Below are 18,569 nucleotides of genomic sequence, written 5' to 3'. Positions count from 1 at the left end.
TTGCATGAAACATTTGTCCATACATATTTATGGAAAAGTGCAAGGTGTTTTCTTTCGTGCTTCGGCAAAAGAAAAAGCAGATGAACTTAACATTACCGGGCTTACGTGGAACAATGAAGACGGAAGCGTAACCATCGAAGCAGAGGGAGAGGAGGAAAATTTAAAGCAGTTTACGGCTTGGTGCTGGAAGGGTCCACGATTGGCGCGCGTACACCGGTGTGACATCAAAGAATCTGCGGTACGCAATTTCACTAATTTTTCAATTCAACGATAGAATGTTCTAATGATATAAAGGCGCTCTGAAATGCAGGTAATACCATTGGACTTAATAGCTTTATCAGATGTGTTTTGAGATCGAACGTAAACGGATTTTCCAACCTTTGAATTCGATGAGCAACAGGCTGCTGGTGGAGAAATGAGAAGGTTTTTTAAGAGAATGAATACGATACGGTTGAGTGGATTCTGACAACATTAAACTCGAGAAATCGCCTGCTCTAAATAATAGTTTCACGCTATACTTTTTTTCAAAATACCTTTTTCGGTATCAATTTTTAAATCAAAAAACTTTGTGATAAAAGCACTGAGGCGCAAGCCTGCCATTTGAGGTGTATAATCATCTGGGTAAAACACTGTAAGTTCCAAAACAGCTCTTCTAAACGTGTCTTGTTTGCAGAAATCTCTCGTCCAGTTTTTGAAGGTAGCAGTCCATTGTTGCTGATACTTAATATATTCATCCTGTCCATCGAAAGAGAATTCAAGTTGATTATCGCCGTAATACAAATATCGAAAGACGCCGCTGAGGGTTAGGTAGAATTCGCTCAGATGTGAAAAATCATTGGCACGATGCTGCTGAATTTTAAGAAAGGTATCATCCATAATACCTAACGGATTATTGTGCAACAAGTGTTCAATTTTTACAAAATCCACTAAATAAGACAGCAATGATTTTTCCAGGGAAAGTTGTGCCTTTTCTACTACATAATTCTTATCACGTGGGAAGAATTTTCTCAGCACAGGTTATGGATGTTTTGCGAAAATACAAAGAAAAACAAAATGAAGAATATTAATCCAACGGAACATTTACATGCCGTTCTGCATGATAAGATGATCGCACCAGGGGTCCGGACTCGACATATTTTAATCCGCGTTTTAAACCCTCTTCTTTGTACATCTCAAATGTATCAGGATGGATAAACTCCGCTACTTCAAGATGCATTTTCGTGGGCTGCAGATATTGTCCTAACGTTAGAATAAGCAATCCGTTGGCAACCAGGTCATCCATCGCTTTATACAACTCTTCCTTTGTTTCACCGAGACCCAGCATAATGCCCGATTTTGTTCTCATCCCTGCTTCCCGAATTCTTTTAATTTGTTCTAAGCTCCGATCGTATTTGGCTTGCGGACGCACCATTCGATAAAGTCGCCCAACTGTTTCCATATTATGACTTACAACCTCCTGACCACCTGCGATCATGCGGTAAAGGGCGTCCCAATTTCCTTTCGTATCAGGAATGAGGGTCTCAATCGTCGTTTCTGGGCTAACTTTTTTTGTTTCCATCACGGTTTGATACCAAACTTCGGCCCCACGATCCTTTAATTCATCACGGTTTACGCTGGTAATAACAGCATGTTTTACGCGCATTAATTTGATTGCCTCTGCCACCCGTTTAGGTTCCTCTACATCATATTCGGTTGGTTTCCCCGTAGCCACAGCGCAAAATGTACAGCTTCTCGTGCACACATTACCGAGGATCATGAACGTTGCTGTTCCTGCGCCCCAGCATTCACCCATGTTCGGGCAATTTCCACTCTCACAGATCGTATGAAGTTTATAATTATCGACAAGCTTCCTCACACGCGCATAATCTGGTCCAACCGGCAGCTTTACCCTTAGCCAGTCTGGCTTTCTTTTTCGAGTGTTGTCCGGTGTTATTGTTGGAAGTTCTATCATCGAGTCGTTATCAGTTATCCCGTTAGTCAATTCATAATGCGCCTTTCGAAGAGCACGAAAGCCTCACATAGCCGATAAGCTAATTTCTACAATCTAATAACTTTCTTATTTGCCAATAAGTTCTTTGTATTCCTTCGCCGATAGTAAGCCGCTGCCAGTACCTTTTATTTCAGCTTTAATCATCCAGCCGTCGCCATAGGGATCGGAGTTTACTTTTTCGGGATTGCTTTCCAAAAGTGGATTGACCTCCAACACTTTACCAGTAATGGGCATGAATAAATCCGAAACCGTTTTTACCGCCTCTACCGTTCCAAAAACCGCGTGTTCTTTGACTTCTTCCCCTACCGTATTAATGTCCAGGTAAACAATATCACCCAATTCGCTTTGTGCAAAATCGGTTATACCTATTAAAGCTGTACTTCCATTAATCTTAATCCATTCGTGATCTTTGGTGTACTGGAGTGAGTCGGGAATATTCATGTTTGTTATGTGTTGAAGTGGTGGCGTCGCAGTGTTGAAATGCGCGCGTAAAAATAACGGAAAATCAGAAGATTGGAAAATCTATTGTGCGAGGCTAAACCTAACCTGGGCACCAAAACGAGTAGTTGCTCTTCGATAGGAGTTTGATACTTGAGGTTCATTGATTGTGCGTTCGAAATACAGCTGAATATTAAGCTTCTGATTAACAACATAGCTGATATTGGGCCGCAATTGGAAATTGATATTTCCATTGGTGATGGTGCTGAGTTCAGCAATTTTGCGTTGAATCGTCCGCGTATCCGAAACGGTAACATTCATTCTGAACGTGACATCATTTTTCAGAACAATAAGTCGGCCCTGAGACTTAAAAGGAAGTTTCATGTTGTTCTTGGTAAAACCAAGTTCCATGGAAACATCCTTGCTATTCATTTCAGTGATTTGAGCATTGGAAACATTTAAGGAGAGATCACGCTTGGTTTTATATTGGAAATTGGCAGTAAGCCTGCTCTTTGTTCGCATGTTAATCCCGATCAAAGGAGCAAATTGCTCGGAAATTAAAACCTGGCTGATAACATAAGTTGGTAATACGGTATTGTTCGCACCCTGTACTCCCCAATATGAGCTGTTATATTCAGTGACCGGCCGGTCAATAGAAAGCTGGTAAGGATTGGCAAACGCAGGGTCTAATGAGCTTGAATAGTTGGTAACAGCATAAGACGATTGATAACTGTGCGAGACTGTAATGGATTGGAAAATATTTTTAAAGAAAGGGATTCTCGTTAATCCCGTATAGTCTACACGCCAATTAGGGAGAGGCGTTTTTGGAAAAGGTGTGAGTGCTGTGGTAGCAGGATTTTTTCCTGAATACGCAGCAATAAATGCTGGAATAACAACATCCTGCGAAGCTGAATCATATTCAATGCCTTGGGGATTGCGAAGCCTTAAGCGATCCCGGAAAATTTGGAGATTCTCTTCAAAGGTTTTGAAGACATCAGATTCTGTATTACTGTTGGATGAATTGAAAGCAGTTTTAATAGTAAGAAAAGATATTCGGTAGCTTCCCGACCGGCTTGGACTTAAATTCGCAAAGCCGGTGGTTTCATCCCAGTTGGGAACTTCAGCGCCAGTCTCATCAAATCGATCAGAAAAGCGGTATATCTCCTGGTAAGAATTCATTGTCTCTTTCTTAACATCAATCAATACTTTCAAATCGGGCGAAGGTTCTATCGTTCCACGAATGTTGATGGTTTGCCCTTTGTTTTGCGTGAATGGCGTGGTCATGCTCTTGTTTTGGGTAAGCCATCCGTTTTGCGCAGCTTTAAAACGAATGTTGGGATCCTGGCTCCCGAGAACAAATCCCCAGCCTGGAGAGCTCCAGTTTTGGTCCATACCTAAAAACTTCGGGGAGGGGTTAAAGCCGGGTAGCATGGTACCTTCCGTAAGTTGGTATGTTCCATTAATTCCGCGAAGTGACATGAGGAGGCGGAGCAATCCCTTTGCTACGCCGGGAACCGCACTTTTAGTTGTGTCAGGTGGTTGTTGTACACGCGGATTAGTAGAAGTACGCGTAGATGGTCGTGGCGGCGTGTTCAACTCTTTCAGGAATTTAACCTTGTTGTAAAGCTTCACCATATCGATACGGCCCGAATAATTTTGCTCGCGACTGTTTTGGATGATATTTCTAAAATCCAGTTCATCGGGCAATCCAACAACAACGTCACCTCTATCGGGTCTGTCTAGTGGCCCCGCCCGCCATTCATATCTAACCTGGTAACGGTAATCTGCGCCCAGCCAATCCGTAACAGGTATCTTATCTAAGGGCAAGGTATAATTTACTGTAACACTTTGGTCGAAATTTTTCATACGACCAAACTTTTTCAGGTTCTTGATAATTTCTGAGCGAACAGAATCACCTTCACCATCCGGCTCATCAATGATCGAATAAGCCCTTGATGTATAATCCAATGACAAGTTCTTTGAAAAATTCCAACGCAGGTTATATTGACGATTAAAAGTAAAATACTTCAGGTAATTAGGGTCGGAGATAAAATCATCGTTTCGATACACGTTTTTGCCAAACGATCTGTCAAGGTCGAAACGAACGCCCAGGCTGCTTGGCATCAGACTGAAATTGAAATCTTTGATCACTTTCAGCCACGGTGAGCTAAATGCTTTGGAATCCTTGAACGGCTCTATACCGGTTGCCTTGGGTGTAAATGCATAAGCCACGGATCCTTTGTACTGCTTCAAGAGTTGTTCCTGGATGGTAAAGTTCGTTCGCAACGCCTCGCTATAGGCATAACTGAATGAAAAATTCTCTACGTCCCAAATGTGCGTTCTTGCTTCGGGGTTGACCTTTACCTTTCGTACATTCGTTAGATTAAAACTCTTTCTTGTCGTTTGGTCTCGTATAAGTGTTAGATAATCCTGTCGTTCATCTTCCGTATTGAATGAAGACAACGCTGCATCTATCCGCAAGTCTGGATTGGCAGGATCGAATTTAGGATTGATGGTCGTATTTTCGTAACTCACAAACATCGGAATTTTTATCCCCGTGTTTCCAGGTAATAGTTTGTCGACGTTAACACTTGCTGAAACATCGTAGGCAGTAGTTTCATCTCTTGTTCGTTCAAATATTTTTGAACTCACCGCCCCGAAGCCAAAGGTGGTATGACGGAATGCGCCGGTAACTACAGCAAAATCTGCAAGCTTAGCACTTAATGTCGAACTTACAGCCCATCCTGCCGTGCGGTCGAAATCTGTAACGCGCAATTCATTGGCCCAAAGGCAAACCGAGTGCATTCGCTTGTCAGGTGTTTTCGGATTGCGAACACCAATCATTAGAACTTGAACACTGCTCAAATCTGGTCGTCCGAAAATGCGAATAAGATGTCTGCCTACTTGCTTAGGTGCCTCCCGTGGATACAGTTCTGTCAACGGAAATCCTTCGCGGTCTCGCGCAGCTTTCAACGCGTACAATTCGGTTAAAGCAATATCAATTTCGTTTTCTTCCGGCCAGATGTCGCGCTCCCCAGTGGTACCCAGTGGGGTGATCTTTAACGGGATTTCTATTTCGTAATAGTTTTGATCGAAGTCAGTACCCATTCTCAGAAATGCAGTCATTTCATTGTCGTTCGATTCACTATTGGCATGGAAATACATTTTCACCCGACCATAATTGAAAAGGTCCATTGAAATGTTTTTATATACGGCACGGGCATCGCCATCTTCTAAATCATCGATACACACCTGGATAGATTGTTCGTTAAGTTGTCTAGGCACACTCGATCCGGTGTCTCTATCCCGCACAACTCCTGGAGGAATTACATAGGGAGATTTGTCTTCTGACGGAGCTGCATTTTCTTCCAGGTTCACCACGTTTACGGTGAAATTGTCGGCACCGGTTTCAGGGTCTTTGATCAAGGCTCCCTCGCGTAAATTATCAGTATACCTTCTCCAACGGCTTCCAACCATTCTGAAGTTTGCCATACGGAGAACTACTGGATCGCGGAATCCGGTCAGTAACATTCTAACATACTTGATTGATTTGAAGCCTTCCAACGTCGCAGGGAACTTGCTATCAAATTCACGAACAGGTATTCTGACGAGGTACCACGTTACTTGTTCTTTTACTTTTCCCTCATCATTCGTAGTAATTTTATCAACGATATATTTACTTCCGATTTTTAACAGATTCGGTTTTAAATCCATTTCATAGGAGTAGTATTCTTCCTGCTCGGTTAGTGTATTGTCAGCGTTCAAATCCTCATTATCGGGAATCGTACTGCCCGATTGAGCAACGGCATCGTTACCCGAAATAATAGGAGAGTTTCCATCATGCCCGTTGATATTTTTATAACGTTCCAGAATTTCTGCCTGAGCAGCATCGTACTCGCCGTTGAGCCAGTGTCTGAAATTATCGGCAGAAGGATCGGTTTCTACGATAGGGCGCGCTGTTGGATTAACTGTGTTTAAAAAGCTCTGCGGTGTTTCTGCAAAAAAACCAACTTCATTTTCTGTAGATAATCCGTCCAAGCCCACATCTTGATTAGCCCTCGCGGTTGTTGAATTGTCGAATGCGCCGATTAAATAAGATTGTGAGGTTACATATCCCCAATTATTTTTTGTTGCCGCGCCTTCCAGTGTTCCGTCTGGAGGTAAGCCATTTTCAAAAGCATGTTTTCCATCGCGTATAATATCTTCGGAAACATTACCAAGTTGAAAGACAAGCTTTCCACCAGTATTATTTGACTTCGGAAGGTTTATACCATCATCAATAGTTCCGTATTGAGATTGGATGAACGGATCGAGCATCCAAAATTCTATGTATTCAATATTTGCTTTGTCAAAATCCACTTCCGTTTCAATGGCATTAGTGATACCGCCCCAGTTGCTTTCCGGATCTGTTAAAAAACCATTGTTATCCAGATTGGGATTATAGTTGTAAGGGCCTCTTTCCCGTGGGTAATAAGCGATATCGAAAATTTGTTCAAAGAAGACAGCTTGTGGCGTTTGCCGGAAGGGAAAAATTTCTTTCGGGCCCACAGCCCGCACGTAGTGATTCATCAAATCATTTGCGTCAATATTATCCGGTTTAAATCGTCCGCCGTCGCGGTATAATTGGTTGTCGATTTGATACCATGCGAGCTTCGCGCGTTTATATCCTGTTTGCACGTCATCGGTCGGTGCTGCGTTTGGATCAAAACGATTGTCCTCCGTTTTTGGAGTTGACGACAGTTTCCATCCTGCCGGACTCATCAATGAATAAGGTGTCGCCGAATTTTCGAAGTCATCTATGTAAGCCGTACCATCGCCACCCACTACGTTTGAAGTTCCAGGTATGAGCTGCGCAAATTCTCCCGTAAAGTTAATTGTTGATTGCTCCTTCGTTTGCAAAAATGGGATCGCGTCCACCATTTTCGTGAGCATACGACTCTTCTTGTTGATGTTGAAGTCGAGACCGTACTGCATATTACGTGCAGGCTCCGTTCCGATTTGATTACGGCTTACCAGCGGTCGCTCGTTGTAATATAAAAATGTACCACCCAGATTGACATCGTCATTTAAATGATAGTCGAAGCGTGTTCCTAGTAAACTTCGGGTTTGGAAAGCAAATGGATCGGATTGCTCATACTTTACCTCAATAGGCTTTCCGGAACTTAAGATAGACTCATTGAGAACAGTAACTTTACCAAAGGTGTAATCAACAACAAAATCGGTTCCTTCTGTAAGCGGCATGCCTCCTGCAAATAGCTTGACAGAGCCCTGCGCCACACCGAATCCCGGAATAAGAATTTCTTTTGAAGACCCTGCATTATAAAGCCCCTTGATATAAAATTTGTTTTTAGTTGCAAATAACTCAGCATCCGCCTTCGTGGTATTGTAAAGTGTATCGAATGAATATTTTTGAACGAGGAAGCTTTCATTCGATTCTCCTCTGAATGCTTGTTTCAGTCCGTCGCTGAAAGGCTTGAGATAAGGAAAAATGATTAGCCCAGTCGTTGTATTGATGGTAATACCTTCAATGAAATCGAAATTACCATCTTTTTGAGGGTCGTTTACAGGGTTAAGCTTGTCAAGGCCCAAGACTTCAATAAGCTGACGCGTTCTAACATTTGCTCCTTCTTGAAGTTGCGGGTTGTCAATCCCTGTTCTATCATCACGATAAATGATGCGCAATTGAAAACCTTCACGTGAAAGCTGATTTACATTCAGATTGTAAATGTTTTTCATCATCAGATCCCAGGTAGGCAGGATCTTCTTTGAGGCATCACGTATGGCAACCTTACGGGGCCGAAGCAATTTCAAATAGACGATTTCATTGTCCTTAAGATTTGCATAGTCTTCCGATAATTCTCCAACCTTATAAGGGCGTCCATTGTAAGTGTACTCGTAAGCAACTGCGAGTGCCTCGTCATTTTGTAGTTTACGGGTTAATGTGATGTAGCCTAATTGCGGATGGAACGTAAATTCAGTAGGTGATAATTTTCGGGCACTGGTTATTTTTTCAAAGTCCGTTCCGTTCGCCATCGACCCGGGCCCATAAAGTCCTTCTACCAATGTATTGATTCCTTCTGCATCGCGTGCTGAGGGAAGCGTGGCAAACAAGTTATTAGCATCATTTGCGTTGGGATAGGTGGCGCCTTTTCTCGCTCCCACGTTAGGGTTATACACTCTCGATCCTTCCGCAAGGTCCATCAACCCCACGACGCTACGCAAGGTTTGGGTGTCATTATTTCGATTGAGTACGTACACTTCAATCCGTGTGATATTCACACCCGAAATAATCTGTGGAGGATTGCCAATCCACTTGGTATAATTGTCACGAAAGAAATGTCCCAGAAAAAAGTGACGATTTTCATCGTAGTTGGAGGCGATAATTTCAAATGGTCGGCCTTGCCCGCTTCCCTGTCCGCCGGCTCCTCCTAAGTTGATCGAAGCAGTTTTGCCGCGTTGTGTGGTGGCGATCGTTGTAACATCGAGTTTACCAAATTGCATTTTGGCTTTTACGCCAAAAAGATTTTGCGCTCCCTGAATAAGCGTATTGTTTAGCGGCAGACTTACATTACCGATTTCAAGCTTTTGAAGAATGTCTTCCTTATAACCGGTGTACTCCACTTTCATGTTGTTTTGAAAGTCGAATGAATTATTATTATCGAAGTTGGCGGTTACGGCAAGCTTTTCACCAATCTTTCCGACAACGCTCATATTGATTTGCATGTCAAATTCGAATCCACCATTTCGTTGTTGACGAATCGGTATAGCCGGATTACTGATCTTTTGCCACTCGCCACCAAAATCAAGCGTTACAAATCCTCGAGGAACAAGTTCTATATAACTGCCGCCAAAAATTCGATCAAGGATTGGACTGATAAATATTTTAGGGGTGAAGCCACGTCCGCTTACCGCACTTTCTCCATCCTGAGCACGAGCCCGACTTTGCCAATAACTTTTTAGAATCTGCCGATCCTGATATTGTTTAAATTCTTCAAAAGTCATGCTCGACGTTGGTCGATAATTCAAGTCACCAATCTTTTCATATATGGTATAGTTAAGGGCTGTATCAATCTCCACATCCAGCTTCATTTGGTTTGGATCTTTCAGATTCAGTGGCGACGCGGGGGTGGTATTGGAAAAGGGATCTCCATACCGGTCAGTAACTCTGTATGTTGGGCGACGGCTTGGTGTATACGATTGTTGAGAAGTTGTATCCTGCGAATTTAGGCGCGTAGAGTCCGGCTGTTGACCATACACCGCTGATGGTATCAACAAACTGCCGAGCCATAATACAAACAACTGGCCGAGCGAGAGAGCTTTATTCTTGCACGTAAAAAATGTCAAAACGTACTATGCGTTTTTGAGGGCCTGCTTAACTAAATCTTCTAAGGTAATAGTATTTCCTGATTTTTTCAGGACGGTATCAATACTTTTCTCGGCTGCTGCCTTAGGCAAACCCAGCGTGAGCAAAGCAGATAACGCTTCATTGCGTATGGTATTGTGGACGCCAAGAGAAATCGCCGGTTGCGTCTCCTCCCAGCTTTCCTTTTTTAGTTTATCTTTTAATTCAATGATCACGCGCTGTGCGGTTTTGCCTCCGATTCCTTTAATAGCTTGCAAGGAAACAGCATCTTCACGCACAATGGCAGACTTCAATTCATTGCTATTCATATACGACAGCATGATAATGGCTGTACTGGGTCCGACACCGCTTACTGAAACCAACTGCTGGAAAAGTTTTTTTTCGGCAATACTGCTAAAACCGAAAAGTACATGTGCATCTTCCCGGATGTTGAGATGGGTGTGCAGCATGACATTTTCCTGCTCTTTTATTTCGGAAAAAGTTTGCAATGAAATCTGAAGCTGATATCCAATTCCCTGGACGTCCACAATTACAAAAGTTGGCTCCCGATGAACAAGTTTTCCTTTTAGGAATGCAATCATACTTAATCAGCTAATGCTTTGGTCTAATGAGAACCCCAAAGAAACAAAGTTTTTATCACTACGTAACATCGCGATCCTTAACGGCAATGGCAAATCTACGAACAGGTTATTTAATCGTTCTACTATCGGAGATCGTTTATAAGTGATCGTTCTGCTCATGCAATTGAGCGTCAACAACAGCGATCGCGGCCATGTTTACAATCTCACGAATTGAGCTTCCCAATTGTAGCACATGAACAGGCTTTTTCATCCCTAACAAAATTGGTCCGATCGCATCTGCACCGCCGATTTCCATCAACAGTTTATAAGCAATGTTTCCGGACGACAGATTCGGGAAAATGAGCGTGTTGGCGCCTTCATTTGCTAATGCACTGAATGGAAAAGTCTCTTGTTGAATTTGTGTATTCAAAGCAACGTTGGCCTGAATGTCGCCTTCAACTATGAGGGATGGATTTTTTGCTTTAGCAAGTCGTACTGCTTCGCGTGCTTTTTCCGGTACTACGCCTTTTGATGAACCGAAGTTGGAGTACGAAAGCATTGCAATGCGTGGTTCCATATCAAAAAATTTAACCCCTCGAGCCGTTAGCTCTATGATCTCTGCAAGTTCTTTTGCATCAGGATTAAGATTTACCGTAGTATCCGCAAAAAAGAATGTACCTCGTTTGTTCATGATGATGTACATTCCAGCCACGCGGTTAACGCCATCAGCGGTTCCAATGATTTGAAGTGATGGTAAAATGGTCTTCGGATAATCTTTCGTTAACCCACTCACTAAGGCGTCGGCATCTCCGTGCTCTACCATCATGGCTGCAAAGTAGTTTCTTTCACGAACCAATCGTAAACAATCCTGATAGGTGAGTCCTTTTCGTTGTCTTTTTTGATAAAGTATTTCTGCATATTGTAACACCTTATCATTTTCATCGCGTGGGAAAATGATCGGACAATCCTGAAGATCCAATTGATGTTCTTCAATTAGTTGCAGGATTTCAGCCTTGTTTCCTAGCAAGATAGGTTTGGCAATTCCTTCATCTTTTAATATTTGAGCAGCTTTTAAAACTTTACTGTGCGTTGCTTCGGTAAATACGACACGCTTTGGATTTTTCTTGGCGCGGTCGATGATACGTGACATTAGTTTTTGGTCAATGCCTATCCGTTTTTGAAGTTCGTTATGATAAGCACTCCAATCCGTAATGGGATGTTTCGCTATCCCAGAATCCATTGCAGCTTTTGCTACGGCAGGTGAGATTGTGGTTATAAGTCGGGTATCCAGCGGTTTGGGAATTAAATATTCTCGGCCGAATCTGATTTTATCGGTACCATAGGCTTTCACAACCATATCGGGTACGGGTTCTTTAGCAAGTTTCGCAATAGCGTGTACTGCAGCTAGTTTCATTTCCTCATTTATCTCCGTTGCACGCACATCGAGTGCCCCACGGAAAATGTAAGGAAAGCCCAACACGTTATTCACTTGATTAGGATGGTCAGAACGACCGGTTGCCATGATAATATCGGGTCTGGTTTTCATGGCCAAATCATAATTTATTTCCGGATTCGGGTTCGCCAAAGCAAAAACGATGGGATCTTTTTCCATGTTGTTCAGATCTTCCGGTGTGATAGCATCTGCTACAGAGAGTCCCACAAATACATCAGCGCCTTTCATGGCTTCCTGTAACGTGTTTATATTTCTATCCGTTATAAACTGCGATTTTATAGCATCAAGGCCAGCACGTTTTTTATTCAGCACGCCTTTGCTATCGCACATAATAATATTTTCACTTCGTGCTCCTAATGCTATGTATAACTTGGTACAACTAACGGCAGCGGCACCCGCACCATTGACCACAATTTTTATCTCTTCGATTTTTTTTCCGATTATTTCGAGTGCATTGAGTAATGCTGAAGCAGAAATGATTGCCGTTCCATGCTGATCGTCATGCATGATGGGGATGTTCATTTTTTCACGCAGCTCAGTTTCAATTTTAAAACATTCGGGTGCTTTAATATCTTCCAGATTAATACCACCGAAAGTTGGTTCTAATGATTTGACGATTTTGATGAACTCATCCGGGTCTTCTTCATTGATTTCAATATCAAACACATCAATGCCTGCAAATTTTTTAAACAGCACACCTTTTCCTTCCATAACAGGTTTAGATGCTTCGGGACCGATATTGCCTAATCCAAGAACAGCCGTGCCATTCGATATCACGGCTACCAGATTACCTTTAGAAGTATATTTATAAACATCTTCTTTATTAGCAGCTATTTCTTTACATGGCTCTGCGACACCGGGCGAATATGCTAACGCTAAATCAAGTTGGGAAGTCAGTGCTTTTGTTGGTACAACTTCAATTTTTCCTGGCTGGCCCTGCATATGATAATTCAAGGCATCCTGCTTTCTTATTTTTTTGATCGACATGTATGTTCAGTTAAGAGGATAAAGATAATAAGGATAGGAAAAGATATTATATTGTTGACCTGAATAGATCAAATTGATTTAAAATTTCCTTTATTAACAGACCAAGGCTAACTGCTGATGACATTTTCTTTAAAAGGATACTTGCTATACGCCATAGTATTTGTAATTGCTTTGCTCATTCTGGGAGATATTTACCTTATTTATCAAAACAATCAAGTTATCACATTTAATAAGAACCAACAGGAGCAAGCAGAAAAAGTTAAAGTGAACACAAGCGAAGTTATCCGCAATCTGCACTTGCTTGATTTATCCATACGAAGTTATGCCTTTGTAAGTAATAAGCATTTCATGGCAGCCATGGATTCTGCCATTAAAAATAAAAATGCAGCGCTGTCTTCTCTCGAGTCTTCCCTCAAAAAACAAAATTATCCCATGCAAAAATTTTATGCATTACGGGATTCAGTTGAAGCTTATGTAGCGCTGGCGTTGAACATGGTTGATTTAATTGATCGCAACGATCAAAATTCTTTTGTGCAACTATTGGAGAAAGACCCCGGATACCATGTATGGCTGCAATACCTAAAATTTTCTAAAGATGTTTATTCCTTTGAAGACAGCATTTCGTTACAGGCTAAAATCCGGTATGAAAAAGCGTTGAACAATATTTACATTTTGCAAATTATCCTGTTTTTCATCGCAGTTCCTACACTGGGCTACACTGCCTATTATACCAATCGATCGCTTTTAATTTCTGACCAATTGCGTAAATCTGAAGTAGAAAAGGCAGCTATTTTAGCTGAACAAAACTTGCATCTGGAAAGAACCGTGCACGAAAGAACGCGCGAAATACTTGCACAAAATGAAGAGATCTCTTCCCAGAATGAAGAGATAAGCATGCATAATGAGCAGTTGGTAGAAACAAAAAATATAATTGAGCGGCAAAACAAACTCATACAGCAAAAGAATGAAGACCTCTCCGTAGAAGTAGAACGACAGACAAGAAAACTCAAGCAGGCGAATACGGAGTTGATGGAGCACAACAATAGATTAGAACAATTTGCTTTCATTATCTCGCATAATCTTCGGGCACCCATGTCGCGGATAATTGGGTTGTCCTCTATTTTGGATTTTACAAAAGAGGTGAATGAAGTTTCGGAAATCGCGAAACTGATGATGAAGTCAACACAAGACCTGGATAACATCATAAGAGATTTGACAGAGATTCTGGGAATTCAGAAAATGAATGCGCAGTTGATGCATGAAATTAAACTCGAACCTTTGCTAGAAAAGGTAATGCTCACGTTAGAGCAAGATGTGCAGGAAACCAAGGCAAATATATCTGCGGACTTTAAAGGAGCAAACGAAGTAGTGGGGATACCAAGTTACCTGGAAAGTATATTCTACAATTTGATCAGCAACGCGATAAAATACAGGCATCCGGGCCGGCGTCCTTCCATCAGCATTAAGTCTCAGATGAAAGGAGATTCCGTACAAATTGATATTGCCGATAATGGTTTAGGAATTAATGTTGAAGCGCACAAGGAGAATTTATTTAGCCTCTACAAAAGATTTCACTTCCATGTTGAAGGTAGAGGAATGGGTTTGTACTTAGTGAAAACACAGGTGAACGCGCTTGGCGGAAAAATTGATTTGAGAAGCAGGGAAGGTGAAGGAAGTGTTTTTACTTTATGGTTTAAAAATATAAACCCCGCTCACCCAGAGGCTACTGCTTAATGTCTGCACTGGTTTTAAATGACCAGAGAATCGTTTCCAATTCACGGATAAATTCCCTTTTATCTCTTCCGGGTGCATATGCAAATCCTTCAATATAATAGATTAAACCTTGCGGCTCATCGGCAATGGCATAGCCCAGAAAGGGTCCGCCCATTGTCCGGTTATTTGTGCGCCAAAGTCCTCTGACTTCCATGGCAAAATGTTTATTTATACTAACCTGTTCAGATAACACATCTGCATCTTCCCGTTCAGTCACCAGGTAGCTTATCGGGTTTTTAGGATCTTCAAAAAGATATTTTTTCGCTGTGGCGTCCCTCCACGCAATGATGCTATCAGGTAAAAACTGATACTCGCTTTCGTATGGCTTCCACGTTATAAAAATATCTTTATCTGTGTCGGGTTCAATTTTTCTTAGCCAAAGAAAATCCCGTTGCTTATCAGCCAGCTTGTATGTAGGGGGAACGCTGATTTCAATTTTTTGCTCGCGGCGTAACGTCGCCGCTATCCCTTCCGATGATTGCTTGTTGAACAGGCTTTTTGCAAGCCGCTCTCTTTCGAGGTTATTAAAGTAATCAATTATTTTATGACCATTTTTTTGCAGCTGCTGAATAAGATTTTGTTCAGTTGCTGAAAAAAGATACATCACCTCCTGCCCCTTTGCAAATTCATCCTTAATGGTTGATAAGAAAAAACTGGTGTCTTGTTGAATGCGTTTGAGCGTCTCAGGACTTATCTCTCCCTTTAATCTTCTTGATCCCCTCGTGTTTTGATCCAGCGTAAATACATATACAATATTCTTGAGTTGGGTTAACAATCGCATGTTTCGTTCGGGATGCGCCCAAATCACTGTGAACATCGGCTCATCTTGTGGTAATCCCGGGACTGGTGCTCGAAATATTTTTTTCAATTCCGATCCAAGTTTTCCCTTCCACTGAATGGAATCAATTATCAAAACTATTTCACCCGGTTTACCCGATGCCTTGGGAAGATTGTCTTTTTCGTTGCAAGATGTAAGTAACCCTAGTATGCTTATGAAAATGAATATGGAATACTTCATAATAATTCTTTCGTGACTATAATGTCCTAAATACAAAACAGTCACAAGAAGTGTTAGTTATAATTTAACTTTTGATTAGAACAGCGAACGCTATTAAATGCCAATAATCAAAGTTTGGCCAGGCTGAATCTTAGCGTTGCTTAATTTGTTCAGGCTTTTAATTCTTTCAATAGTCAGCCCTTCGAATTTTTTAGATATATCCCACAATGTATCACCAGGTTGAACCACATAAGTCTTTGACCCGGGGACCGGTGAAGGGGTGTCACTACGACTTGATTTATTTGAGGCAAGTACCGCAGAACTAGTGGTCGAGCCCGAACTTTGTCTCGTCCAAATGTTTAACCGTTGGCCTACCCTAATTGTGTTGCCGCGCAGGTTGTTCCATTTTCTCAAATCATTTACACGAACGCCATGGCGAATGGCAATCGATCCTAAAACGTCACCACTCTTAACCTTATATACGATCCTGTCTCTTCCATAGGTGCTGCCCTCGGTATTTTGCGCTAATGTCTGAAGCTCTTTTTTTCCAACCTTAGAGGCAGAATCAAGAATTGCCAAGCGGTTTAAGGATAACAGATCTTTGGTTTCTTTAGGTACGTAGAGTGTATAATTTCTCTTTGACTCAGGAATTGCATTACGCTGAATGGAAGGATTAAGGCGTTGTAAATCTTCCATACATGCACCCGTTAAATTGGCAAAGGTTTCAAAATGAAGATACTGGGAAACCTGGAGTGTATCATACTGCGGAAGCATTTCTTCCCCTTCATCGAAAAAGTTATGCTCGTCCAGATAATTCATGGTATAAGTGATGGCTACAAACTGGGGAACATAAGAACGAGTTTCTCGTGGAAGATTTGGATATATCTCCCAGAAAGAGCGCTTATAGCCCGATCTTCTGATAGCGCGTTTTACATTACCCGGTCCGGTATTGTATGCGGCGAGTGCGAGTTCCCAGTCATGAAACATGTTATAGAGATCTCTAAGATACCGGCACGCTGAATCGGTAGCCTTCTCAGGATCCATTCGTTCGTCGATGTACCAGTCGTTGTTCAGGCCATAATATTTACCGGTAGCCGACATGAATTGCCACAACCCGACGGCGCGAACACGCGACACCGCACGAGGGTTTAATCCCGATTCGATAATGGAAAGATATTTTAACTCGTCAGGAAGTTTGTACTTCGCCAGGTATTTTTCGAAGATCGGGAAATACAAATTTTTCCGGCGCATCATCATCCGTGTATATTCACGATCCTTTACTGTAAAATAGTTGATAAACGCATGTACGCGCTCATTGTAAATGAGAGGCATATTCTTTTCGATACAGGCCAGACGGTCACTGTATAATTCGGGACTATCTTCACCAGGAATGTATTCCAACTGACTGGGTAGTGCAAAATAAACAAAATCAGTAGTGTCTTCTTTAAAGATCAATTCTTCTTCAGCGGTAGCGACTTCAAGTGAATCAACGACAACAGAATCCGGTTGCACTTGACAAAATGCTAATGTCGAAAAAATGATGAACAGAAAAAGCAGAGATATTCTTCTCATCGCGGTCAGTTCAATAGTGAGTTTGAAAAATGTAACAGTTTTGACTCTTCAAAGTCATCCGCAATAACCTGCAGTCCGATGGGCAAACCTTTATTATCTACTCCACAAGGGACGGCAATGGCCGGTACGCCTGCTACATTAGCTTGAACGGAAAAAAGATCAGCCAAGTACATCTCAAGTGGATTATCAGTATGTTCTCCAAGTTTAAACGCCGTTGTAGGCGTTATAGGCATTACAATAAAGTCGTACCGCTGCAAAATCGCTTTTGTTTTGTCGCGGATAAGGCGTCTTACTTTTTGTGCTTTCGTGTAATACGCATCATAATAACTTGCGCTTAATACGAAAGTGCCTAATAAAATTCTTCGTTGGACTTCTTTGCCAAATCCTTCCGACCTGCTCTTCTTGTACAGAGAGCTAAGGTCATTCACCTGCGGGCTGCGATAACCATACCGTACGCCGTCATATCTTGAAAGATTAGAACTAGCTTCCGCTGTTGCTAAAATGTAATAGGTAGGAAGAACATATTCTTGCAAAGGAAAGTCAATAACCTCGACCGTATGTCCTGCCTCTTTAATTTCTTTGATTTTCTTTTGAATACTATCCTTTATTTCAGACTGCAAACCAGTTGACTCGTCAATTTCGCGTACATACGCTACCTTGTAACCTTTACCATTGGCTTTTGTAAGCTCATTGGAATAAGAGGGCACAGCTCTTTGGGAAACAGTACTGTCAGATTCATCTGGTCCTGCAATTACTTCGAGCACCAACGCTACATCTTCTATTGACTTGCCAAATATTCCGATACAATCAAAGGAAGATCCATAAGCGATTAAACCAAATCTTGAGATACGGGAATAAGTCGGTTTTAAACCGATGATTCCACAGAATGCAGCCGGCTGGCGAACCGATCCGCCAGTATCAGACCCCAATGAAACACGGCACATATCTGCCTGTACAGCTACTGCCGATCCCCCCGAAGATCCACCTGGAACCCGCGTGTTATCAGCGTCATTCAGTACAGGACCAAAGGCAGAATTTTCGTTAGATGAACCCATGGCAAATTCATCGCAGTTTTGTCGCCCGATAATCACCGCATCTTCATCCAACAGGCGTTGTACTGCTGTTCCGTTGAATTGGGATATAAACCCATTCAGGACTTTACTACTCGCTTGCAAGGGGTGATCTTCGTAAGCCAATACATCTTTTAAGCCTACCACGAGACCCGCAAGTTTGCCGCCTTTCCCTGCTTTGATTTTCTTATCGATTTCTTTTGCACGCATGAGTGCCTCATCGTCGTAGACACTCAGAAAAGCATTCAGATGTGCTTTTTCCTTGATGTTTTCCAGATGATGACGGACCAGATCTTGAGTAGAAAGAATTCCTTGCTGCAGATCGTGTTGTATTTCGCGAAGTGTAGCGTATGTCTTCAACAACTT

Annotated in this window: 11 protein-coding genes; 2 read left to right on the top strand and 9 right to left on the bottom strand. The window is 42.0% G+C overall.

Going from position 1 to position 18,569, the window contains the following annotated elements; translation table 11 throughout:
* Positions 1 to 4: 4 nt before the first annotated feature.
* Complete coding sequence (locus P2W71_RS03730) at positions 5 to 274, top strand: acylphosphatase (protein WP_276367180.1); 270 nt, start codon at positions 5 to 7, stop codon at positions 272 to 274.
* A gap of 233 nt (positions 275 to 507) precedes the next feature.
* On the opposite strand, the gene P2W71_RS03725 is transcribed toward P2W71_RS03730, so the two are convergent.
* The 6 genes from P2W71_RS03725 to P2W71_RS03700 form a co-directional block, all read right to left on the bottom strand.
* Positions 508 to 1,014, bottom strand: coding sequence for a hypothetical protein (locus P2W71_RS03725; RefSeq protein ID WP_276367177.1), 507 nt, complete (start codon positions 1,012 to 1,014; stop codon positions 508 to 510).
* A gap of 49 nt (positions 1,015 to 1,063) precedes the next feature.
* The gene (lipA, locus tag P2W71_RS03720; RefSeq protein ID WP_276367174.1) at positions 1,064 to 1,951 is read right to left on the bottom strand and encodes a lipoyl synthase; all 888 of its coding nucleotides are present in this window, start codon (positions 1,949 to 1,951) and stop codon (positions 1,064 to 1,066) included.
* A gap of 105 nt (positions 1,952 to 2,056) precedes the next feature.
* Entirely contained in the window at positions 2,057 to 2,431 is a 375-nt protein-coding gene (gcvH, locus tag P2W71_RS03715; RefSeq protein ID WP_276367172.1) for a glycine cleavage system protein GcvH, read from the bottom strand.
* An 81-nt stretch (positions 2,432 to 2,512) separates the two neighbouring features.
* Positions 2,513 to 9,772, bottom strand: a complete 7,260-nt coding sequence (sprA, locus tag P2W71_RS03710; RefSeq protein ID WP_276367168.1) for a cell surface protein SprA — start codon at positions 9,770 to 9,772, stop codon at positions 2,513 to 2,515.
* Between the two features lie 6 nt (positions 9,773 to 9,778).
* On the bottom strand, positions 9,779 to 10,372 hold the full coding sequence (gene ruvA, locus P2W71_RS03705) for a Holliday junction branch migration protein RuvA (protein WP_276367167.1): 594 nt from the start codon (positions 10,370 to 10,372) through the stop codon (positions 9,779 to 9,781).
* A gap of 136 nt (positions 10,373 to 10,508) precedes the next feature.
* Positions 10,509 to 12,791, bottom strand: coding sequence for an NADP-dependent malic enzyme (locus tag P2W71_RS03700; protein ID WP_276367166.1), 2,283 nt, complete (start codon positions 12,789 to 12,791; stop codon positions 10,509 to 10,511).
* A gap of 117 nt (positions 12,792 to 12,908) precedes the next feature.
* Between P2W71_RS03700 and P2W71_RS03695 the strand changes: the two genes are divergently transcribed.
* Positions 12,909 to 14,525, top strand: coding sequence for a HAMP domain-containing sensor histidine kinase (locus tag P2W71_RS03695; protein WP_276367164.1), 1,617 nt, complete (start codon positions 12,909 to 12,911; stop codon positions 14,523 to 14,525).
* Here the strand turns inward: P2W71_RS03695 and P2W71_RS03690 are convergent.
* The 3 genes from P2W71_RS03690 to gatA all read right to left on the bottom strand — a co-directional run bounded on the left by P2W71_RS03690 (position 14,515) and on the right by gatA (position 18,563).
* On the bottom strand, positions 14,515 to 15,582 hold the full coding sequence (locus P2W71_RS03690) for a DUF4837 family protein (protein ID WP_276367163.1): 1,068 nt from the start codon (positions 15,580 to 15,582) through the stop codon (positions 14,515 to 14,517). The genes P2W71_RS03695 and P2W71_RS03690 overlap by 11 nt on opposite strands.
* Before the next feature lie 93 nt (positions 15,583 to 15,675).
* On the bottom strand, positions 15,676 to 17,133 hold the full coding sequence (locus P2W71_RS03685) for a lytic transglycosylase domain-containing protein (RefSeq protein WP_276367162.1): 1,458 nt from the start codon (positions 17,131 to 17,133) through the stop codon (positions 15,676 to 15,678).
* Between the two features lie 5 nt (positions 17,134 to 17,138).
* Positions 17,139 to 18,563, bottom strand: a complete 1,425-nt coding sequence (gatA, locus tag P2W71_RS03680) for an Asp-tRNA(Asn)/Glu-tRNA(Gln) amidotransferase subunit GatA (protein WP_276367161.1) — start codon at positions 18,561 to 18,563, stop codon at positions 17,139 to 17,141.
* Positions 18,564 to 18,569: the final 6 nt, after the last annotated feature.

Source organism: Chryseolinea sp. H1M3-3 (assembly GCF_029360725.1).
Taxonomy (GTDB): Bacteria; Bacteroidota; Bacteroidia; order Cytophagales; family Cyclobacteriaceae; genus Chryseolinea.
Note: the sequence above shows the minus strand (reverse complement) of the source record. Positions and strands in the feature narration are given on the sequence as shown.